Origin of the sequence: Arthrobacter sp. SLBN-112 (assembly GCF_006715225.1) — a bacterium.
GTDB lineage: Bacteria > Actinomycetota > Actinomycetes > Actinomycetales > Micrococcaceae > Arthrobacter.
Window position 1 is genome coordinate 3,068,099 of sequence record NZ_VFMU01000001.1, and the last position, 19,502, is coordinate 3,087,600.

17 protein-coding genes are annotated in these 19,502 nt (G+C 63.3%); 15 read left to right on the plus strand and 2 right to left on the minus strand.

Going from position 1 to position 19,502, the window contains the following annotated elements; genetic code table 11:
• The first annotated feature begins 107 nt into the window (after nt 1-107).
• From FBY33_RS14140 to FBY33_RS14160, 5 genes are all read left to right on the plus strand, one after another.
• Nucleotides 108-869, plus strand: a complete 762-nt coding sequence (locus FBY33_RS14140; protein ID WP_142031103.1) for an SDR family oxidoreductase — start codon at nt 108-110, stop codon at nt 867-869.
• A 64-nt stretch (nt 870-933) separates the two neighbouring features.
• Nucleotides 934-1,875: a 2-hydroxyacid dehydrogenase gene (locus tag FBY33_RS14145; RefSeq protein WP_142031104.1), complete on the plus strand. Its 942-nt coding sequence runs from the start codon at nt 934-936 to the stop codon at nt 1,873-1,875.
• Nucleotides 1,872-2,642, plus strand: coding sequence for an SDR family oxidoreductase (locus FBY33_RS14150; RefSeq protein ID WP_142031105.1), 771 nt, complete (start codon nt 1,872-1,874; stop codon nt 2,640-2,642). The genes FBY33_RS14145 and FBY33_RS14150 overlap by 4 nt, the downstream gene beginning before the upstream one ends.
• A complete protein-coding gene (locus FBY33_RS14155; protein WP_142031106.1) occupies nt 2,642-3,724 on the plus strand; it encodes an L-idonate 5-dehydrogenase in 1,083 nt (360 codons plus the stop codon). Before FBY33_RS14150 ends, FBY33_RS14155 begins: the two co-directional genes overlap by 1 nt.
• On the plus strand, nt 3,721-4,293 hold the full coding sequence (locus FBY33_RS14160; protein WP_142031107.1) for a gluconokinase: 573 nt from the start codon (nt 3,721-3,723) through the stop codon (nt 4,291-4,293). Before FBY33_RS14155 ends, FBY33_RS14160 begins: the two co-directional genes overlap by 4 nt.
• A 987-nt stretch (nt 4,294-5,280) precedes the next feature.
• Here the strand turns inward: FBY33_RS14160 and FBY33_RS14165 are convergent.
• Together FBY33_RS14165 and FBY33_RS14170 are read right to left on the minus strand one after the other, a co-directional pair.
• Entirely contained in the window at nt 5,281-6,324 is a 1,044-nt protein-coding gene (locus tag FBY33_RS14165; protein WP_142031108.1) for a LacI family DNA-binding transcriptional regulator, read from the minus strand.
• 40 nt (nt 6,325-6,364) lie between these two features.
• Nucleotides 6,365-6,949: a DUF624 domain-containing protein gene (locus FBY33_RS14170; RefSeq protein WP_160141964.1), complete on the minus strand. Its 585-nt coding sequence runs from the start codon at nt 6,947-6,949 to the stop codon at nt 6,365-6,367.
• A gap of 200 nt (nt 6,950-7,149) precedes the next feature.
• Here FBY33_RS14170 and FBY33_RS14175 point away from each other — a divergent pair, with 200 nt between their 5' ends.
• The 10 genes from FBY33_RS14175 (at nt 7,150) to FBY33_RS14220 (ending at nt 19,339) form a co-directional block, all read left to right on the plus strand.
• A complete protein-coding gene (locus FBY33_RS14175) occupies nt 7,150-8,427 on the plus strand; it encodes an extracellular solute-binding protein (RefSeq protein WP_142031110.1) in 1,278 nt (425 codons plus the stop codon).
• A gap of 161 nt (nt 8,428-8,588) precedes the next feature.
• On the plus strand, nt 8,589-9,383 hold the full coding sequence (locus FBY33_RS14180) for a carbohydrate ABC transporter permease (RefSeq protein ID WP_200831389.1): 795 nt from the start codon (nt 8,589-8,591) through the stop codon (nt 9,381-9,383).
• Complete coding sequence (locus FBY33_RS14185; RefSeq protein WP_142031111.1) at nt 9,373-10,242, plus strand: carbohydrate ABC transporter permease; 870 nt, start codon at nt 9,373-9,375, stop codon at nt 10,240-10,242. The genes FBY33_RS14180 and FBY33_RS14185 overlap by 11 nt, the downstream gene beginning before the upstream one ends.
• A 23-nt stretch (nt 10,243-10,265) precedes the next feature.
• Nucleotides 10,266-11,114, plus strand: a complete 849-nt coding sequence (locus tag FBY33_RS14190; RefSeq protein WP_142031112.1) for a sugar phosphate isomerase/epimerase family protein — start codon at nt 10,266-10,268, stop codon at nt 11,112-11,114.
• Entirely contained in the window at nt 11,111-12,160 is a 1,050-nt protein-coding gene (locus FBY33_RS14195) for a hydroxyacid dehydrogenase (protein ID WP_235010575.1), read from the plus strand. The genes FBY33_RS14190 and FBY33_RS14195 overlap by 4 nt, the downstream gene beginning before the upstream one ends.
• 2 nt (nt 12,161-12,162) lie before the next feature.
• Complete coding sequence (locus FBY33_RS14200) at nt 12,163-14,262, plus strand: glycoside hydrolase family 36 protein (protein ID WP_142031114.1); 2,100 nt, start codon at nt 12,163-12,165, stop codon at nt 14,260-14,262.
• Between the two features lie 97 nt (nt 14,263-14,359).
• Nucleotides 14,360-15,538 (plus strand): mannose-6-phosphate isomerase, class I, encoded by a 1,179-nt coding sequence (gene manA, locus FBY33_RS14205; RefSeq protein WP_327436755.1) that lies wholly within the window; start codon nt 14,360-14,362, stop codon nt 15,536-15,538.
• 128 nt (nt 15,539-15,666) lie between these two features.
• On the plus strand, nt 15,667-16,620 hold the full coding sequence (locus tag FBY33_RS14210; protein WP_142031115.1) for an N-acetylglucosamine kinase: 954 nt from the start codon (nt 15,667-15,669) through the stop codon (nt 16,618-16,620).
• 76 nt (nt 16,621-16,696) lie between these two features.
• A complete protein-coding gene (locus tag FBY33_RS14215; RefSeq protein WP_142031116.1) occupies nt 16,697-18,625 on the plus strand; it encodes a glycoside hydrolase family 127 protein in 1,929 nt (642 codons plus the stop codon).
• A gap of 75 nt (nt 18,626-18,700) precedes the next feature.
• The gene (locus tag FBY33_RS14220) at nt 18,701-19,339 is read left to right on the plus strand and encodes a hypothetical protein (protein WP_142031117.1); all 639 of its coding nucleotides are present in this window, start codon (nt 18,701-18,703) and stop codon (nt 19,337-19,339) included.
• Nucleotides 19,340-19,502 lie beyond the last annotated feature (163 nt).

Genomic DNA, 19,502 nt, shown 5'->3' on the forward strand with positions numbered 1-19,502 from the left:
CGCACGAACCGCTGCGCGATCCCTAACCCCTGCCAACCCGGGGCTCTGACGTCCGACCCATTGCCGGACGCAAGAGCCCGCCCGAATTCCACCACTTTGGAGTACCAATGCCTTTTTCCGACTACACCACCGCCCTCGTCACCGGTGCATCCACCGGCATGGGCGCCGCCATCGCCGAGCGGCTGGCCAAACGCGGCCTCACCGTCCACGCGGTGGCCCGCAATGAGGAACGCCTCGCTGAACTGGCGGACCGTACGGGAGTAGTCCCGCACGTGGTGGACCTGACCGACACCGCCGCCCTGGCCGCCGTCGTCAATGACCTGAAAGTGGACGTCCTGGTCAACTGCGCGGGCGTCTCCCGGCCGGGCAACATCCTGGATTCCTCCGAGCAGGACATCGACGAACTTATCGACGTGAACCTCCGCGGTCTGCTGCAGCTCACCCGGCTGGTCCTGCCCGGCATGGTGGAACGGGACCTCGGCCACGTGGTCAACATCAGTTCCATCGCCGGTATCTACAACTTCTACGGCCACACCGTCTACCACGCGACCAAGGCCGCCGTGCACCAAATTTCCCGGCAGCTCCGCAACGACACGGTGGGCAAGCGGATCCGTGTCACCGAAATCTGCCCCGGACGCGTGGAAACTGAGATCTTTGGCCGCAACATGGGCGGCAGCCCCGAGGCCATGGAAGAAGCCTGGCAAACGTACTACGAGGGCTACGAGTCGCTGACCACCGACGACATCGTCAACGCCCTGGACTACGCCATCGAAACCCCGCGCCACGTCAACGTTGGCATGCTGGAACTCATGCCTACCTTCCAGGTCCCCGGCGGCCTCACCTTCGACCGTCGCGGGGACTCCGACTAAAGCCGCCCCCGCGGCGCCCAAACCCGGAACTACCTTTCCACCGCCCAACCGATAGGCCCTCAAGATGCAGTTAGTACGAACCGTTAGTTTCCCCGAACCCCAGCTCCTGGCTGACCTCTCGCCACTCCCCGAAGGGCTACGGGGCGTCGTGTGGGACATGAAGGACGAACCGGGGGAGGAGCTGGGTGGCATCGACGGCGTCATCCTGCCCTACATCGACGCCGGGGCAGTGCTGGGTTCCCTGGCCAAGGTCCCGGACCTTAAATTCGTGCAGACGCAGTCAACAGGGTACGACGGCGTCCGCGAGGCTGCCGGGCCGGGCGCCGCAGTGGCAAACGCCTCAGGCGTCCACGCAGCTGCCACGGCCGAACTGGCCGTGGGGCTCATCCTGGCCAAGCTGCGCGGCATTGACCAGGCCGTCAAGGACCAGCAGATTGAAAGCTGGAAGCCGCAGCGCCGTCAGTCTCTGGCAGACCGGAACGTCCTGCTGCTGGGCATCGGGGGCATCGGCAAGGAACTCGCCCGCCGGCTCGAGCCCTTCGAAGTCACCGTGACCCGGGTGGGAAGCTCAGCCCGGACGGACGCGGACGGACAGGTCCACGGCCCGGACGAACTGGTGGAGCTCGCCGCCGGCCACAACATCCTGGTCTCGGTCCTCCCTCTGAACGACAAGACCCAGCACCTGGTGGGCCGGGACGTCCTGGCAGCCCTGCCAAACGGGGCCCTCGTGGTGAACGTGGGCCGCGGCGCCGTGGTGGACACCGACGCCCTGACCCGGGAAGTGGTGTCCGGCCGCCTGCAGTGCGCCATCGACGTCGTCGATCCCGAACCGCTGCCCGCAGGCCACCCGCTGTGGTCCGCGGAAAACGCACTCATCACCCCTCACATTGGCGGTAATGCCTCAGCCTTCGAACCACGGATCCTCAAACTCCTGAAGCGCCAGCTCGAGGCCCTCGCCGCCGGGCAAACCCCGGCCAACCTCGTGCAGCAGGGGCCGTTCGCATGAGCGCGCTTTTTGATTTGACCGGCAGGGTTGCCTTGGTGACGGGTTCCAGCAGGGGCATTGGTTCGTCGTTGGCACGGGCGTTGGCCGACGCCGGAGCAACGGTAGTGCTCAACGGCGTCAACGAGGAACGGCTGAAGGACGCAGCCGCTGCCATGGCAGCGGATTTCCCGCCTGGCCGGATCCACAGCATTGCCTTCGACGTGACCGACGACGGCGCTGCCGCCCGCAGCATCCGCTGGATTGAAGAGAACGTCGGCCCGCTGGAGATCCTGGTCAACAACGCCGGGATCCAGCACCGGGTCCCGATGCTGGAGCTGGACGTGGCTGACTGGGAACGGGTCCTCTCCACGGACCTGACCAGCGCCTTCCTGGTGGGCCGCGAAGCTGCCCGGCACATGATCGAACGGGGCAGGGGGAAGATCATCAATATCTGCTCGGTCCAGACCGACCTGGCGCGACCCACCATCGCCCCCTACATCGCGGCAAAGGGAGGCCTGCGGAACCTCACCCGCGCCATGACCGCCGAATGGGCGGCCTCAGGGCTGCAGATCAACGCCATTGCGCCGGGCTACATCCACACCGAAATGACGCAGAACCTGGTGGATGATGAGGAGTTCAACTCGTGGATCCTGGGCAGGACACCCGCGCACCGCTGGGGCACCGCCCAGGACCTCGCCGGACCCGTGGTGTGGCTGGCATCTGACGGCTCCAACTTCGTGAACGGGCAGACCATCTTCATCGATGGCGGAATGACGGTGGTGGTCTGATGGCTTCAACATCCCTTGGCGTGGCGGAGCTCCCGGCGTCCGGCCCGGCGCTGGTGGCCCACGGGGCCGGTGACCTGCGCATCGACGAGGTCCCGCTGCCCCGGCCTGCCGCGGATGAAGCGGTGGTGGAGGTCCGATACGGGGGCATCTGCGGCTCGGACCTGCACTACTGGCTGCACGGCGCGGCGGGGGAGTCCATCCTGAAGGCCCCGCTGGTGCTGGGCCACGAAATTTCCGGGGTCGTGGTGCGCGCCGCAGCCGACGGGTCCGGCCCGCAGGTGGGCAGCGCCGTCGCGGTCCACCCGGCCACACCCGGCCCCGGCGCGGCGAAGTATCCGGCGGACCGGCCCAACCTGTCGCCGGGGTGCACCTACCTGGGCAGCGCGGCCCGCTACCCGCACACGGACGGGGCGTTCAGCCGGTACGTGAACCTGCCGGTGCGGATGCTGCGGCCCCTGCCGGCTGGCGTGGACCTGCGCACCGCGGCCCTGATCGAACCCGCGTCGGTCGCGTGGCACGCCGTGTCGCGGGCAGGGGATGTCCGTGGAAAGACCGCGCTGGTGATCGGCTCGGGGCCCATTGGAGCCCTGGCCGTCGCGGTCCTCAAGCGTGCGGGCGCAGCTCGGATCACCGCCGTCGACCTGCACCCCAAGCCGCTGGAGATCGCCCGGGCCGTCGGTGCCGACGCGGTGATCAACGCGGCGGGCACCGCGGCCATCGCCGCCGTGGAGGCCGACGTCGTGATCGAGTCCTCCGGGAACCACCACGGCCTCGCTTCCGCCATCAACGGCGCGGTACGCGGCGGAACAGTGGTGATGGTGGGCCTGCTGCCCACCGGCATGCAGCCGGTGCCCATCTCACTGGCCATCACCCGCGAACTGGACCTCAAAGGCTCCTTCCGCTTCAACGACGAAATAGACCAGGTGGTCGCCGCCCTCGCGGACGGCTCCCTGCACATCGAGCCCGTCATCACTCACGAATACCCCCTCGCCCAGGCATTGCACGCCTTCGAAATTGCCAAGGATTCCACCATCTCCGGCAAAGTCCTCCTCAGTTTCGGGGCAACGGGGGAAGACCAGTGAGCGGGAAGCTGCCACCACTGGTGGTGATGGGCGTTTCCGGGTGCGGCAAATCCACTGTCGGGACTTTGCTGGGCCAGCAGCTGGGGATGCCGTTCTACGACGGGGATGATTTCCACCCTGCAGCCAACAAGCAAAAGATGGCCGCCGGGGTTCCGTTGACGGATATGGACCGGGAGCCGTGGCTTGCCCGGCTGGGGGAGTTGCTTGCAGGAAAGGACGACGGCGGCGCGGGAGTCCCGCCGATAGTGGCCTGCTCCGCGCTGAAGCGCCGGTACCGGGACCTCCTTCGCAGTTATGCACCGGACGTTGTCTTCGTCCACCTCGCCGGCACTGCGGCAACAATCGGCGCACGGATGGACGCCCGTTCCCACGAGTTCATGCCGCGCACGCTGCTGGACTCCCAGTTCGCCGCGCTGGAGGACCTGGAGGCGGACGAGGCCCATGTGCTGGGCGACGTCAGGCAGCCCCTGGACGTCCTGGTGGAGTCGCTCGAGCTGAAGCTGAAGTCTGCGGATGCAGTCATGACTGGGGCCGAAGGTGACGCTTCCGGAAGTGCCCCAACTGCGTGAAGTAGGAGAGGGGCTCCTCCCCGGCTCAAGCCGCGGAATCCGCGCCTCACTTCGCGCCGCTACCCCCTCTCGAGCCTCGCTGGACCTGGAGGCCGATTTTCCGGGGTCCGAGGTCCACCAGGTGAACGCCCAGCGTGCAAATGCTTCATCCTCGTCTTCGTGGCCATCGCCTGCCATGAACGAGGGCCAGTGGTGTGGAGCATGAGGCCAGCTGAGTTGGTACTCGCCTTCTGTGTGCTCTTGACGCCCGAACGACTCCGTTCGTTGCGTGAAGAGCAGTGGCGGGCTGACCTGCGGGATGGGCCCGGTCTGGGTATCTCTCAGTTCTCACTCCTGGTAGGGGCACTTTGTCGGGTTGGTTGGGGTGGCCAAAACCTGTTCATGGTTCGGGATTACGGATACGACATGACGGTGACGTCTTTGGTGCGGAACTTGTTCGGAATGCTTCCTTCGGTGGTCAGGTGGAGCTTTGGGTCTGCGTTTGTCCTGCCAAAGGAAGTGTGGACACCGTCCACACTTTACGTCTGCTTTAGGTGTGCCCATGCTGGGCACCGGCGACGGGTATCTCCGTAATGCGCGGCGCGTAACTTCCGGGTTGGACAGGGCCGCGGGACCCTTGAGGCAGCACGACAAACAGTGCACGTGCGCCGTTGCGATCAAGCGTAGGGGAGCGCGGCACGATGACGGGCGGGAGCCTCAAGTACTGTATTGATCGCACAAATCAAAAAGCGACTGGGCCCAGATTGACATTCTCAACCCAGATAGAGCCTTGCGTTTGCGCTAGCGGTCGGCCGAGTCGATTAAGAGTATTCGCAAGCCATTGTCAGAAAAGAAGAATCAATTTCTACTCCGACCACCCCTTTGAACCTGACTGACGTCAGGTTGGGGTGTGGTTTAACTGGACAATTTCGCTTGAGTTGGCTCCGGACCTGCGTCCGGTCACATAGGGGGTCGCGTACCTGTGGACGTAGTTGCCCTGCACTGCGCTCACTGGGAGGGGGAGCCTACTGGCCGCCGACCTGGTGCGGCGGTGGACTCTCTTTCCAAAAGCTGGGGTCGGACGGTTGAGTCAGCAATTTCCTCCGCTCCGGACAGCTGCTGTTGGAGCAAACGGAAGGCTCTAACACCGAGGTCCTTGAAGTCGGGGGCGACTGTGCTCAGGGCGGGCCATGTGAACTCGCTGAAGGGCTGGTTGTCCCAGCCGATTATGGATACTTGGTCCGGAACCGCCACTCCCTTCTCGGTGAGTGCGCGGAGGGCTGCGAGAGCGAGTCCGTCATTTGAGCAAAAGACTGCTGTTATTCCTGGATCGGCGGCGATCCGAAGTCCTTGTTCGTAGCCCGATCTCGGAGCGCGAGAGGCTTCAAGTACAGGGGGCGGCTTAATGCCGGCATCAGAGAGCGCATCGAGCCATCCTTGGTATCGCCCCGAGAACTGGGTCAGAGGATAAAGGCCCAGGTGATGGACGGTTGAGTGTCCCAGGTCGAGCAGGTGTTGCGTGGCCTCGCGTCCGGCTGCGTACTCATCAATGAACGCGTAGGGAAAGCCGGGCTGGCCAGCTGAGAACCCGGATGCGGCGACAGTGGGTATGCTCTTCGGCAGTTGCTTGAGCACTTCTGCGCCTGATGGATCGAAGTCGAGGACGATGATCCCCGCAAGCTGCTGTTGCAGGGCTATTTCGAGCGCGGCTTTCACATCTTGGTCTTCCGAAGATTTCACAGCCGATATCACCACGGAGTAGCCTGCTCCCTGCGCCACCTCCTCGATGCCGGCCAGAGTGTTGGCGTAGCCATAGGTGGAGGTGCTGGCCGCAAAGATCGCGATCATCGATCGTTCGCCGCTTTTCAGCGCTCTGGCTAGTGAGCTCGGTCGGTAATTCAGCTCTTCGATTGCAGCCAGCACTCTTTGCCGACGCTCCTCGCTGACCGGGATGTTTCCGGTTAAAACGCGCGAGACTGTTGGCACGGAGACACCCGCGAGGCGGGCCACGTCGGCGATCACCGGTTGGCGGGAATCTTTCGTAATTCTCATGTCAGTCCTTGCCGTTCCAATTTGAGCTCTATGGGGAAGGTTATCCCGAAGCGCTGTTGCGGGCGCCCATTTGTTGGCGGACGAGCAGCCAGGCGAGAAAGGCAGGGACTAATCCGCTACCTAGCGGAATCAAGGTCGGCAGGCGGAAGGCCAGAAGCAGCCAGGTGCTCAAGACAACCACGCAGCCGGCAAGGGGTAGGGACTTAGCCAGCATTAGACCCCGAACCGATCTCACAAGCTCCGGGCCGGTGACGTCATCCTCGGCAACCATGGACACGGCCAACAGTGCCACGTAAGCCGCGCCCCCTATGCCACAGATCGGGATGATTATGCACAGTGCCAGCACGCCCGCAGCCCCTGGTGTTGCGAGCCAGAACAGGATGGAAAAGACAGCTGCAGCCATGGCCACCGGCACGGCCAAGCCCAGATAGCCAACACGGGACCAGGCCCAGGAGAACTCCCCGAAGAAAGATCGGGCCACCCCGGGACGCTCTTCGATGACCGTTTTGCGCAACGCGCGCTGTAAAGCGACGGCCGCAGGAACAATAGTAAACAGCGGAAGGCTGACGAGCAGGAACAGGACCTGCAGCAGGAGGGTGTCTCCGACAGTTTCCAAAGCAGCCATGACTGCCGCACTTCGGGGCCTGCGCCTTTGCTGTTCCATAACTTCCATTCACTGTCTGCAGCATCATTTCCGGGGAGCGGAGCCGCTTCACGTCTCATCATCCTATGGAATGACGGTTGTGACTTGCGCCTCTGATATCGATATCATACACTCGATGCAGCGCCACCCAACGCCGGGTGGCTACATCAGGAGGATTTGATATGGCACGTCGACGTGCAGGATTTCTCGCGCTGGCAGTCGCCGGCACCTTGGCTCTGGGAGCCTGCGGCTCCGGCGGTGCATCTACTGCCCCCGCTTCGAACCCCGCGGAACTGACAGGAACGCTTCGGGTCCTGGTTCCGAGCTACCCCGCCAGCAACGAAGGTAAAGCCGAGCTTGAGAAGGTAGTGGCTTCCTTCAAGACCAAATATCCGCAGGTGACTGTCGAACCTGACTTCGCAACCTTCGACACCCTCAACCAAAAGATCTCCACTTCCATTGCTGGAGGCCAGGGTTACGACGTCCTGGTGACCGGGATCGGCTGGGTGCCTCCGTTCGCCGCCAAGAACGTCTTTGAGGACCTCTCAACGTTCGGCGCCACCGCCGAATCGCTTGGCACATCGACGAACCCCGCCCTCGTCCCGGCTTCGGAATACAAGGGCAAGGTTTACGCCGTTCCGTTGATCGCAGGGCCCAAGCCTTTGGCCCTGCGCAAATCACTCTTCGAGAAGGCGGGTCTTGATCCGTCAAAGCCGCCGACAACCATGGCCGAAATCAAGACCGCTGCTGAGAAGCTCACCGTCAAGGATGCCGCCGGGAACATCACCCAGGCAGGCTTTGACTTCTGGGCGGCGCCGGGTGGCTACCGCCAGGACTTCGTTGCCCTGCTCGGGTCACTGGGCAAGCCCCTGTACAACACCGACGGCGAAGCAGAGTTCTCCGGTTCCGAGGGCGTGCAGACCCTTGAATGGATGAAGAGCATGGTGAACAACGTGCAGAAGTACGGTGCACAGAACGCCGCGAAATCCCCCCTGGTCAACACGGGCGAAGCTGCCCTGGGATTCACCGGCGGATACATTGACTGCTCCGATAAGGGCGTAGGCAAGGCCGTCTGCGATGACCTCGTCTACTTCAACGTCAAAGACAAGGAAGGCTCCATGTTCACCGGCGGCCAGCTTGCCTCAGTAGGTAAGAGCAGCAAGCTTAAGGCAGCGGCGTGGGACTTCATCCAGGAGCTCAACAAGCCGGAGGCTGAGGCCGGCATCGCGACCCTGAACTTCGCGGTCCCGGCAGGCAAGGACGCCGCGGATTCGCCGGTCGTAAAGTCCAACCCCGCGAGCACGTTCGTGGCCGCAAACCTTGGCGACGCCAAGTTTGAGGGCGGAGCCGCGAACTGGCTCGAATTGCGTGGGACGTTTGGAACAAGCCTTGACGATGCCCTTCTGGGTAAGAAGTCAGTCGAGGAAACCCTCAAGGCTCTGGAGCAGCAGTCAAAGTGAGCACTCTCAAAGAGGCCAAACCAGCGGTGCGTGCGGCGGGGGCGGCTAACACCCGCGCCGCACGCCCTGCGGGGCGGAAGTCACGTCTTACCCGACAGCAGTCCCGCGCCGGTTGGCTGCTCCTGGCACCGGCCCTGCTGCACTCGACATTCTTTCTCGCCGTGCCCGCCCTCGCCGCAATCTTCCTGAGCTTCACGAACTACGATTTTTCCGGCGCCTGGCAGATGATCGGCACGGAAAACTACGTCGAGCTGTTCCAGGACGCCCGCTTCCAAGCGGCGTTCCGCAACACCATCCTTTACACCCTCGCCGTCGTTCCCCTGTCCATGGTTTTGGCCCTTATCATCGCGCTGGGACTAAACCAAAAGATCCGAGGCCTCGGTTTCTTCAGGACGGTCTACTACCTGCCCGTCGTGACCGCGACCGTGGCGGTCGCCTCGGTATGGCTCTGGATCTACCATCCCAGCGCCGGCCTGGCCAACGCCGTAGGGAGCCTCTTCGGGCTGACCCGCTCCGAGTGGCTGAATGACCCCGCCACAGCCCTGCCTGCTCTGATGGCCGTCGGCATCTGGCAAGGACTGGGTGCCAAGATGATCGTCTATTTGGCGGCTCTTCAGGGCGTCTCCAACGAACTGCTGGAGGCGGCGAACCTGGATGGCGCCAATCGCTGGCAGGTTTTCCGCAACGTCATCTGGCCCGCCCTCGGCCCGGCCCACTATTTCGTGCTGATCACCGCCATCGTTCAGACGTTCCAGGTCTTCGACCTTGTCTTCGTCATGACCAAGGGCGGTCCGGTCAATTCCACCACCGTGCTGACCTTCGACATCTACAACAACGCCTTTGAAGGCCTCCGCCTCGGTTATGCCTCGGCCGAAACGGTGATCATGCTCGTACTCGTCGCTGCCTTCATCTACCTGGGTGGTCGTTCGCAAAGGAAAAACCAGGATGCGCATTAAGAATCTCACGCCGGGGCGCGTAGTCCTCTATGTCGTACTCTCACTGGGCAGTCTGCTCATGGTCGGCCCGTTCATCTGGATGATCCTCACCGCGCTCAAATCAAACAGCGAAGTTGGCACGTTCTCCTGGCTGCCCACGGAATTCCACTGGTCCAACTTCGTGGAGGCAATGGACGCAGCACCATTCCTCCGCTATTTCTGGAACAGCCTGGTCCTTACCCTTGGGGAAACCGCGCTGACGCTGGTTTTCTGCACCATGGCCGGATATGCGTTGGCAAAAGCTCCGATCCGCGGTGCAAACGGAATCCTGAACTATTTCATCGCCTTGATGATGGTTCCCTTCCAGATCATTCTGGTGCCGTTGTTCCTGCTGGTGAAGTCCATTCCCCTCTTTGGCGGCAATGACATCCTCGGGATGGGCGGGACCGGGTGGCTCAACACCTGGTGGGCTCTGATCATTCCCTTGGCGATCGCACCGCTCTATACCTTCCTGGCCCGCCAGTTCTACGTCACGCTTCCTTCCGAGCTGGCCGACGCAGCGCGGGTGGACGGACTTGGAGAGTTCGGGATCTTCTTCCGGATCATGACGCCCCTGGTCAAGCCGGCCCTGGTCACCATCGGTGTCTTCCAGATTGAAGCGGCGTGGAACAGCTTCCTGTGGCCCCTCATCGTCACCAACTCAGATGAGCTTCGACCCCTGCAGGTGGGACTCGCGATCTTCTCGCAGGATCCTCTGAACGTGCAATGGCCGTACCTCATGGCCGGCGCTACGCTCGCCACGCTGCCCATGATCATCCTGTTCATCTTTGCCCAGAAACGTTTCGTTGAAGGCATGGCCAGTGCAGGCCTCAAGGGCTGACCCTTCCAAACAAGAGGAACAACATGATCACGCCGTCAGCCTCAACGCTGGGCGCACCCGGAGTACCCCTGGACGTCGTACTCTCATGGTTGCAGCAGCACCGCATCCACGGCATCGAACTGCGGCTCGCACCGGGGGAAATCGCCGACCCGGGCTTGGGTACTGCGGCCCGGAATGACCTCCGGCGCCGAATTCAGGCAGCAGGTGTGCAGGTTACAGGCATCGCTAGCTACGTGAAAGTGGCGGCCCCAGGTGCCAATGTATCCGTCGTCGCCGAGCTTATCCAGGCAATCGACTTCGCCAGGGACCTCGGGGCACCAATGGTCCGGGTATTCCCCGGCGCAGACACCCGGCCTGCCGCCTTCACCGAGGTCCCACCCCTGGTGGAATCACGTGCAGAGGTGGATGAACGAGCGGCACGAAGGCTCAGTGCCATCACCCCCTACGCGGCTGACCTCGGCGTCCTGCCGGTGCTGGAAACCCACGATTCCCACCCCACGGGAACGGACGTCGCAGGGATCCTGAACCAGGTGGACGGACCCGTGGGAGTGGTGTGGGATGTACTGCATCCCTGGCGCGTCGGCGAACCGCTGGACGAGACGTGGAAAACGCTCGAGCCCTGGCTGACAACCGGCCGCGGCTGGGTCCAGATCAAAGACGCCAACATGCCCGCCAGCAGTACGCCCCTGCCCATCGGCAAGGGTTCATTGCCAACCGAGGAGTTTGGCCAACTGTTGGTCCGCAACGGATACCGCGGCCCGGTCACTCTTGAATGGGAAAAGGCCTGGTATCCGCAGGCGGCGCAACTGGACGTCGCACTGGGTTCCGTCCGGACATGGTTCGACAGACATTGGGAAAAGGACATCAATTGAGTGCAGCACTGCACAGCACCACCGCGTCAGGAACGCCTGTGTTCCGGCCCAAAGCGGCCCTGGCAATGCAGGACGCCGACCTGCGGGACGCCCTGTTTTCCAAACGCCTCCGCAGGCGGTTCGAATCGATCTGCGACTGCGACTTCAGCATGGTCATCCAGGACTTCGGCACGACGACCGACGAAGCCATCCGGGACATCGATGTTCTCCTCACCGGCTGGTTCTCCCCTCGCATCGACGCAACGGTTCTTGCCCGGATGCCACGGCTCAGGCTCATTGCCCACGCAGGCGGAAGCGTCAAGGGCCATATCCTGCCCGAGTGCTGGGAGCAAGGCATCATCGTGACAACGGCTGCAGAAGCCAACGCCTTGCCCGTGGCCGAATACACCCTCGGGCTCATCCTTCTGGCGGGGAAGTCAGCGATCACTGCCAGCCACCTCTACAGGCAGCGCCAAACCAAAATTGACCGGGAGCAGGAGTTCCCGGACACCGGCAACTACGAGCGCGCCATCGGAATCGTCGGAGCCTCCACCATTGGAAGGCTGGTCCTTGAACGTCTCCGGCCCTTTGATTTTGATGTCACCGTCTATGACCCAACGATCAGCGACGCGGAGGCGCTGCGGCTGGGCGCCCGCCGGGTTAGCCTGGATGAGCTTATGAGCTGCAGCGACATCGTGTCCCTGCACGCGCCGGTTCTGCCAGAGACCCTGCACATGATCGGCCCCGCCCGGCTTGCCGCCATGAAGGACGGCTCGACCCTGATCAACACAGCCCGAGGGGAACTCGTGGACCAGAAGGCACTGGTTGCTGAGCTGGAAGCAGGCCGGCTCAATGCCTTCCTTGACGTCACCAGCCCGGAGCCCTTACCCGCCGGCCACCCGTTGTTTACCCTCCCCAACGTCCTGCTGACACCCCATATTGCCGGTTCGATGGGTACCGAGCTGCACCGCCTGGCAGCTTACGCGGTAGATGAAATTGAACGCTACGCCGCAGCTGCCCCCCAGAGGTTCCCGGTCAGCCTGAACGACCTGGTGAGGATGGCATAGCAATGGAAAACAACAGCTACATGGAATGGTCAAACGGCGCCCTGCACGTGGCCCTGCGCATCGGCAGGGACAGCCCGGTCGGCGTCGCATACCTGCATCCTGCCGAAGCCCCTTCGGCACCGCTGGCATCCGGTGGTGCGCTGGTGGAAATCCTCACCGTTGAGGAGGGCAGGGCCAGAACGAGCCAGCGGTACGCTGAATCCGCCATTGGTAAACGCCTCAGGTATGTCGGGCACACAACCACAAGAGATGGCCAATGGCACATCCTCACCGTGCTCCAGCGTGACGAGGAAACCGGATTGGAAGCAGAAGTTGTCCTTCGTGCCGCCACCGGTGCCGCGACCGTCCAGGCCGTGACGACCCTCCGTAACAGCGGAAGAAAACCCGTCTGGCTCCAGGCCGTCTCGACACTGGCCCTCCCGCTTCTGGCCGGACACCACTCCGTGGACGCCGCCACCTTGCAACTGGCCTCGGCTACCTCGCAATGGCTGGGTGAAAACCAATGGACCCTGGAAGAATTACGCCGAAACCTGCCTGATTTGAACCTGAGCCTTCACGCGCAGGACCAACGGGGGCACCTGCTGCGCTCTTCGACCTCATCCTGGTCCACGGGGGGGCCTCTGCCTACCGCTGCCCTTGTAGATGCCGATGCCCAGTGGTGCTGGATGTGGCAGGTCGAACACAACGGGGGATGGGCCTGGGAGCTGAGCGAGACCCGCGGCGCCCTCGGCCTCGCCCTGCTCGGTCCTACAGATGATCAACACAGCTGGCTGCATTCCCTGCAGCCCGGCGAGGAGTTCTCCACGGTGCCGGCCGCCCTGGCCATCAGCCAAAAAGGTCTGCACGGGGCGCTTGCTCAGATGACCTCACACCGCCGGGCGCTCCGCGCTCAAGCTCTCCAGGGCCGACCGCCCGTGATCTACAACGACTTCATGAACACGCTGATGGGGGACCCCAGCACCCATAGGCTCCTTCCGCTGGTCACAGCTGCCGCTGACGCCGGTGCTGACATCTTCTGCATCGATGCTGGCTGGTACGACGACACAACCGACTGGTGGGACGCTGTGGGGGAGTGGCAACCCTCAACTGCACGGTTCCCCAACGGTCTCTCAGAGGTCACCGACGCTATCAGCTCCTCCGGCATGGGCGTCGGGCTCTGGCTTGAACCGGAAGTGGTGGGCGTCCGAAGCCCCATGGCCGCATCTCTGCCCGAAGAGGCATTCCTTCAGCGCCGAGGCGTCCGTGTAGTAGAACACGGCCGGTACCACTTGGACTTCAGGCATCCGGCAGCGAGAGACCACCTCGATGAGACCGTGGACAGACTCGTGGAGGACTTCAACACGGGCTATTTCAAGCTCGACTACAACATCACCGCCGGTACCGGAACTGATCTCGGCACCAGCTCCTCCGGCGACGGCCTGCTCGGACATAACCGGGCCTACCTTGACTGGCTGGACGGCGTGAAAGCCCGCCATCCCCAGGTAATCATTGAAAACTGCGCCTCCGGCGCGATGCGCCAGGACTACGCGCTTCTGGCACGCCTTGACCTTCAGTCGACCTCCGACCAGCAGGATCCGATGCTGTACCCGCCCATCGCCGCCAACGCCTTCCTCAGCGTCCTCCCCGAGCAGGCAGCCAACTGGGCCTACCCCCAGCCCGAAATGGACGACGAGGAAATACGGTTCACCATGGCCACCGGGATGCTCGGCCGGATGTGCCTCTCGGGCTTCCTCGACAGGATGACAACCAGCCAGCTGGCATTGGTACGCGAAGCCGTATCAGCACACAAGGAAGTACTGCCGGAGATCCAAGCCTCCACCGCGTTCTATCCGTCAGGAATACCTCTGTGGAATGACCAGTGGTTATCCGTAGGACTCCGGGCTTCCGAAAGGGACCTGGTAACCGTCTGGCAGCGCGGTCATGCACAGAACGAACTGACCCTGCACCTACCCCGTTGGACGGGACAGGAAATCACACTTCGCTGGCTGGGATCCGGCAAAGGCTTCGAGACAAAGTGGGACCCCTCCGGGTACTTGTTCCTCTCCGCCACACCACGGAACGGACACCCTTACGCAGCGACCTTCACCGTACAAGCTGCGTAGGGCACGACTGAACGGGTGAAACCCAATAGTTGACGACTCCCTCCCACCGCTGATATGTCCGAGCCATTTGCGGTTCCTGGTTCCGAGAGAAGAAGCCATGTACAAACTGAACAACCCGATCAGGGATTACGCCTGGGGTTCCACGACACTCATCGCTGACTACCTTGGCCGCACACCCTCAGGTGCCCCTGAGGCGGAGATGTGGATCGGCGCCCATCCAGGAGCGCCGTCAGTGGCAGTCCTGGACACCGGCCGCGAACGCCTGAATGAGTTGATTGGTGCTGATCCGGAAGGCCTGCTGGGGCCGGACAGCCACGCCGCCTTCGGGAGCACACTGCCGTTCCTGATGAAGGTGCTGGCTGCTGACTCTCCACTGTCACTTCAGGTACACCCGACACGGGAACAGGCCGTGTCCGGCTTCGCAGCCGAAGATGCTCTCGGCGTCCCGAAAGATGCCCAGGCACGCAACTACAAGGACCCTAACCACAAGCCCGAGATGATTCTGGCCCTCACGGACTTCGAGGCTTTGTGCGGGTTTCGCCCTGCAACTGAGACCAAAGCGATTTTCGACGCGCTCGTGACCTCTTTCAGGGAGACAGGGGCCGGAATCCCCGAGGTCCTGCAACAGGCCAGCTCCACTCTTGCCGGCGCCGACGACCCAACTGTTATCCGGCAAACCTTCGCCGGACTGATCAGGGGCGGCGATGAAGTCTCCCGTGCCGTTGACGCCGTGGCGGCGCTGCTGGGCTCGACGATCCCCGAAGGTCCCCATACCGCCGCTTTGAAAACCGCACTGGAGCTCGGCGAAGCGTATCCAGGGGACCCTGGGGTTTTGATATCCCTGATGCTGAACAGGGTTTCCCTTCGTCCCAACGAGGCCGTGTACCTGCCTGCCGGGAACATTCACGCCTATCTGCACGGTTTGGGCATCGAAGTCATGGCTTCCTCCGATAACGTGCTGCGCGGCGGACTCACCGCCAAGCACATTGACGTTGAAGAACTGTTGAGAACAGTTGACTTCACGCCCCTGCCCGTTCCAAGACTTGCCGCCACGTCTCCCGCAGGAGGCCACCTGATCTGGCAACCTCTCCCTTCGAGGAGTTCCAATTGCAGCGGATCGAGCTGGAACCCGGAGCCCCGAACATGGAGCTTCCGGCTCGTGTTCCAGTGCTTGTCTTGGCGGCCTCCGGCAGTGGCGTGGTTGACACCGGACTGCAGACATTGGAACTGGGGAAAGGCAACACTGCTTTTGCCGGAGCCAATGAAAACCCTGTGACGTTGCGGGCAGGCACCACGGAGCCGCTGGTCGCCATTGTCGCCACCACGGGGGTCCAAGAACCCAGGCCACGTTGACGACTTGGCTTACCTTTTGACCGTTTCCTTTACGACCACGTCAGGCGCGATATGACCAACTCAACAAACTCCGTGTTCACAGCCGAGGGGATCCATACGGCCAGTGGCGCAACGGGAGCCTTGATCGGTTTGGATATTGGTGGGACCAAGACCCACGGCGTACGGTTCGAAAATGGCGTGCCTGTCGCTGACAGTATCGCCGGCAGTGCCAACGTCCAGAACGTCAGCCGGGAAGGTGCCCACGCCCACCTCGCAGAGCTTTTCGCGGATATTGGCTACGGAAACGTTGTACAGGTATACGCCGGCGCCGGAGGAATCGACACGGAAGCCGATGCCGAAGCCCTAAAAGCTCTCATTGCCCCTTTCGCACCGAAAGCCCTGACCACCGTCGTCCACGACTCGCGGCTGCTGTTGGCAGCAGGCCGAGTCAGCAGCGGAGTCGCCGTCATCGCCGGGACGGGGTCGGCGGCCTGGGGACGCAATCCGCGCGGAGTCGAGGCACGGGCAGGGGGCTGGGGATACCTGCTGGGAGACGAAGGAAGCGGATACTGGCTCGGCCGGGAAGCCGTCCGCCACAGCCTGCGCAGAATGAACCAAGGCTACGAAGCGGACGCCCTCACCCGGAATCTCCTCCGCGCATGCGATCTGGATCATCCGAATCAACTGATGGCGCTGTTCCATTCGGCGGGCACAGGACGCCGGTACTGGGCGCAGCAGGCACGTCTGGTAGTAGAGGCCGCCGACGCTGGACACCTTCCCAGTCAGAAGATGCTTGACCGTGCCGGGCAGGATCTCGCTGATATGACAGCGCAGACACTGTCTCAATTGGGCATCGCGGGACCCGTCGTCCTGGGAGGAGGGCTCGGCATGCACGTACTGCGGCTTCAATCAGCCTTCCGTGAAGCCTTGGCCAAAGACGGAATAACTGATGTCCGCCCGGTCACCCAAGACCCCGTCTACGGTGTCACCCAGCTCGCCGCGGAACAGCTGGCGCGACCGGCCTAGCCATACCGAAGTTTCTCTCTCCTCAAATATTGTCGAAAATCCCGCCCGCCGCCTTGCGGCGGCATATGGAGGCCCCATGAAATCCGTTTACGTCCCCGCAGCAAAAACTCTCCCAGTCGCCCCCTCGAGAGGTGCTCTTTCGCCACTGCCCCTGCCGGCTGTATCGCTGTCGGGAGGCTTCTGGGGGGAACGCCAGGAACTAAACCGCGCCGCCATCATTCCCCATGCCGTCTCCTGGGTCACCCGGCTTGACTGGTTGGGCAACCTTGAGAAGGCTGCCGGAAAGGACAAGTACGAGCACCGAGGACGGGAATTCGCCGACTCGGAAATCTACAAGCTGATCGAAGCCATGTCTTGGGAACACGCCCGCTCCGGCGAAACGGAACTCAGTGAGGTCATGGAAGCCTTCATCGACGAGTTGGCTGCAGCCCAGGAGCCGGACGGCTACCTGCACACGCTGTTTGGCCGGCCCTGGCAGCAGCCCCGCTACTCCGATTTCAAGTGGGGCCATGAGCTGTACTGTTTCGGCCACCTGATCCAGGCTGCAGTAGCCAACCACCGCGCCACCGGGGCGGTAAAGCTCCTGGACGTTGCCCGAAAACTTGCTGACCACGTCTGCATCATGTTCGGGCCAGGCGGGCTGGATAAAGTATGCGGGCACGCCGAGATCGAGGTAGCCCTTGTGGAGCTGTACCGGGTCACCGACGAACGGCGCTACCTGGACCAGGCCAGGACCTTCATCGAGCGCAGAGGCACCGGAACGCTGCCCCTCTTTGAATTCGGCCAGGCCTACTGGCAGGACGACATGCCCGTCCGCGCGGCCACGGTCCTGCGCGGCCATGCCGTTCGCGCCCTGTACCTTGCCGCCGGCGCCGTCGACGTTGCGGTTGAAACCAACGACACCGAACTCCTCGATGCCCTGAAGCTCCAATGGCGAAACACCGTCGCCCGCCGCACCTACATCACCGGCGGAATGGGCTCACATCACATGGACGAAGCCTACGGCGAAGACTTCGTGCTCCCGCCGGATCGATCGTACTGTGAAACATGCGCCGGAGTCGCTTCCAACATGTTCAGCTGGCGCCTGCTGCTGGCCACGGGGGACCCACAATACGCGGACCTGATCGAGCGGACGCTCTACAACATTGTGGCCACATCGCCCTCCGCCGACGGAAAGTCCTTTTTCTACGCCAACACCCTGCATGAGCGCACCACCGCCGGGGAGGCGCCACTGAACGAAGACGGCGTCTGCATCCGGGGAGGCTCCAGCGGCCGTGAGGCGTGGTTCGAAGTGTCCTGCTGCCCGCCCAACGTCGCCCGGACCCTGGCAAGCCTCAGCTCCTATGTAGCAACCACGGACGCAGACGGAGTACAGATTCACCAGTATGCGGCTGGACGCATCCGCGCCGAACTGGCCACCGGCGCCCTGATCCTGGACGTCGAAACCGACTACCCAGCCACAGGACGGATCAAGCTGACCGTGGCCGAAGCGCCCGGTACGCCCGTCAGCATCAGTCTGCGGGTCCCCGCCTGGGCCACCGGCGCGACGCTGAATGCCGGCGAAGGGGCGAGGCCTGCCGGCCCCGGAACAACCACACACACCGAGGCTTTCCGGCCCGGCCAGGAAATTATCCTCGAGTTTCCCATGACCCCAAGATTCTCCTGGCCCGATGACCGCATTGACGCTGTCCGCGGCTGCGTTGCCGTCGAGCGCGGCCCCGAAGTCTTCGCCCTGGAATCCGTTGACCTCCCGGCCGGGTGGGAGCTCTCCGACGCCCACATAGACACAGCGGCCGGCCTCCGCGAGAAGGATGGCACCGTCACCGTACAGCTGGTCGGACTGAACCGAGGACCGACCGGGCCCGCCTGGCCCTTCACAAACAAAAATGACACGGTGACCGCCGACAGGGCCCAAGCGGCGCTGGTCCCTTACCACTCCTGGGCCGAACGCGGCAGCTCGACCATGAGGATCTGGATTCCGGTCCGTACCCCGCACCTCCCGTAGCACTTCAAAGCCCCGGTTGTGACTTGCATCGTCGCCGCAACGAACGGGCACCGGTCCGGACTACCGTCTCAGCCCGTGCCCTGTCAGGCCCTGCCCAGCGGGACATGGTCCCGTTTCTTCGGGGTCGACTCCGGCGGCCGGCTGGTCCTGCGCACCCGCACCCTGGACACCCGCGAGGATTTCGGCGCAGGCAACCCGGGTGACGATGCCGGTGGAGGCCAGACCCGCAGCCCGTACCTGCGGGACCTCAGCCAGGTGGACATCGGAGACCGGCCTTGGTTGCGCCTGCAGCGTGACGCCAGAAGCCACCTCAGCACGGCTCTGGTTTCCGCTGACGGCAGGGCATGGCAGTCGGTGGCGCGGGATATCGTCCCATTGCCGGAGACCGTGCACGCCGGTGTCTGCACCACCGGCGCCTGCGCCTTTGAGGACGTCGACGCGAAAAGTCTGGACCCGGATATTCCAATGCTGTCGATTCGCTATCAGGGGGCACGCGCGGAACTCGCCCGCACCAAACCGAGGACCGTGACCGTTTTCGACGTCCTTGACGTCAGCGAAGATGCCGACGGTGTCGTCGTCGCGGAGGACCTCTTTCAAACCAGGTTTACGTTGCCCGAACCATCCGGCGACCGGACGTACAAGGTGGTGGGCAAGCGCCCCGACGGCGGCACGGTCAGCAGCGCCGAAATCGATGTGGAAATCCCGGCGGCATAGTCCGGCCGAAGGGAAGCGGTCAGCCAACTGGCGACCTGACCGGGCTGGCCCTGGTTTGCCGCCGGGCGCCGGAAGGGCCGGTGGTGATGGCGCGTATAGCCATTGCCACCGGCCCTTTCCATGCCCTGAATGCCGGGTGCCATCATGCAGACGGCTGAGACGG

Bases quoted from the DNA above. Each gene is read 5' to 3' on its own strand.
- FBY33_RS14155 (WP_142031106.1), top strand. From the start codon at position 2,642: ATGGCTTCAACATCCCTTGGCGTGGCGGAGCTCCCGGCGTCCGGCCCG.
- FBY33_RS14200 (WP_142031114.1), top strand. From the start codon at position 12,163: ATGGAAAACAACAGCTACATGGAATGGTCAAACGGCGCCCTGCACGTG.
- FBY33_RS14140 (WP_142031103.1), top strand. From the start codon at position 108: ATGCCTTTTTCCGACTACACCACCGCCCTCGTCACCGGTGCATCCACC.
- FBY33_RS14210 (WP_142031115.1), top strand. From the start codon at position 15,667: ATGACCAACTCAACAAACTCCGTGTTCACAGCCGAGGGGATCCATACG.
- manA (WP_327436755.1), top strand. From the start codon at position 14,360: ATGTACAAACTGAACAACCCGATCAGGGATTACGCCTGGGGTTCCACG.
- FBY33_RS14165 (WP_142031108.1), bottom strand. From the start codon at position 6,324: ATGAGAATTACGAAAGATTCCCGCCAACCGGTGATCGCCGACGTGGCC.
- FBY33_RS14215 (WP_142031116.1), top strand. From the start codon at position 16,697: ATGAAATCCGTTTACGTCCCCGCAGCAAAAACTCTCCCAGTCGCCCCC.
- FBY33_RS14150 (WP_142031105.1), top strand. From the start codon at position 1,872: ATGAGCGCGCTTTTTGATTTGACCGGCAGGGTTGCCTTGGTGACGGGT.
- FBY33_RS14175 (WP_142031110.1), top strand. From the start codon at position 7,150: ATGGCACGTCGACGTGCAGGATTTCTCGCGCTGGCAGTCGCCGGCACC.
- FBY33_RS14185 (WP_142031111.1), top strand. From the start codon at position 9,373: ATGCGCATTAAGAATCTCACGCCGGGGCGCGTAGTCCTCTATGTCGTA.
- FBY33_RS14145 (WP_142031104.1), top strand. From the start codon at position 934: ATGCAGTTAGTACGAACCGTTAGTTTCCCCGAACCCCAGCTCCTGGCT.
- FBY33_RS14170 (WP_160141964.1), bottom strand. From the start codon at position 6,949: ATGGCTGCTTTGGAAACTGTCGGAGACACCCTCCTGCTGCAGGTCCTG.
- FBY33_RS14190 (WP_142031112.1), top strand. From the start codon at position 10,266: ATGATCACGCCGTCAGCCTCAACGCTGGGCGCACCCGGAGTACCCCTG.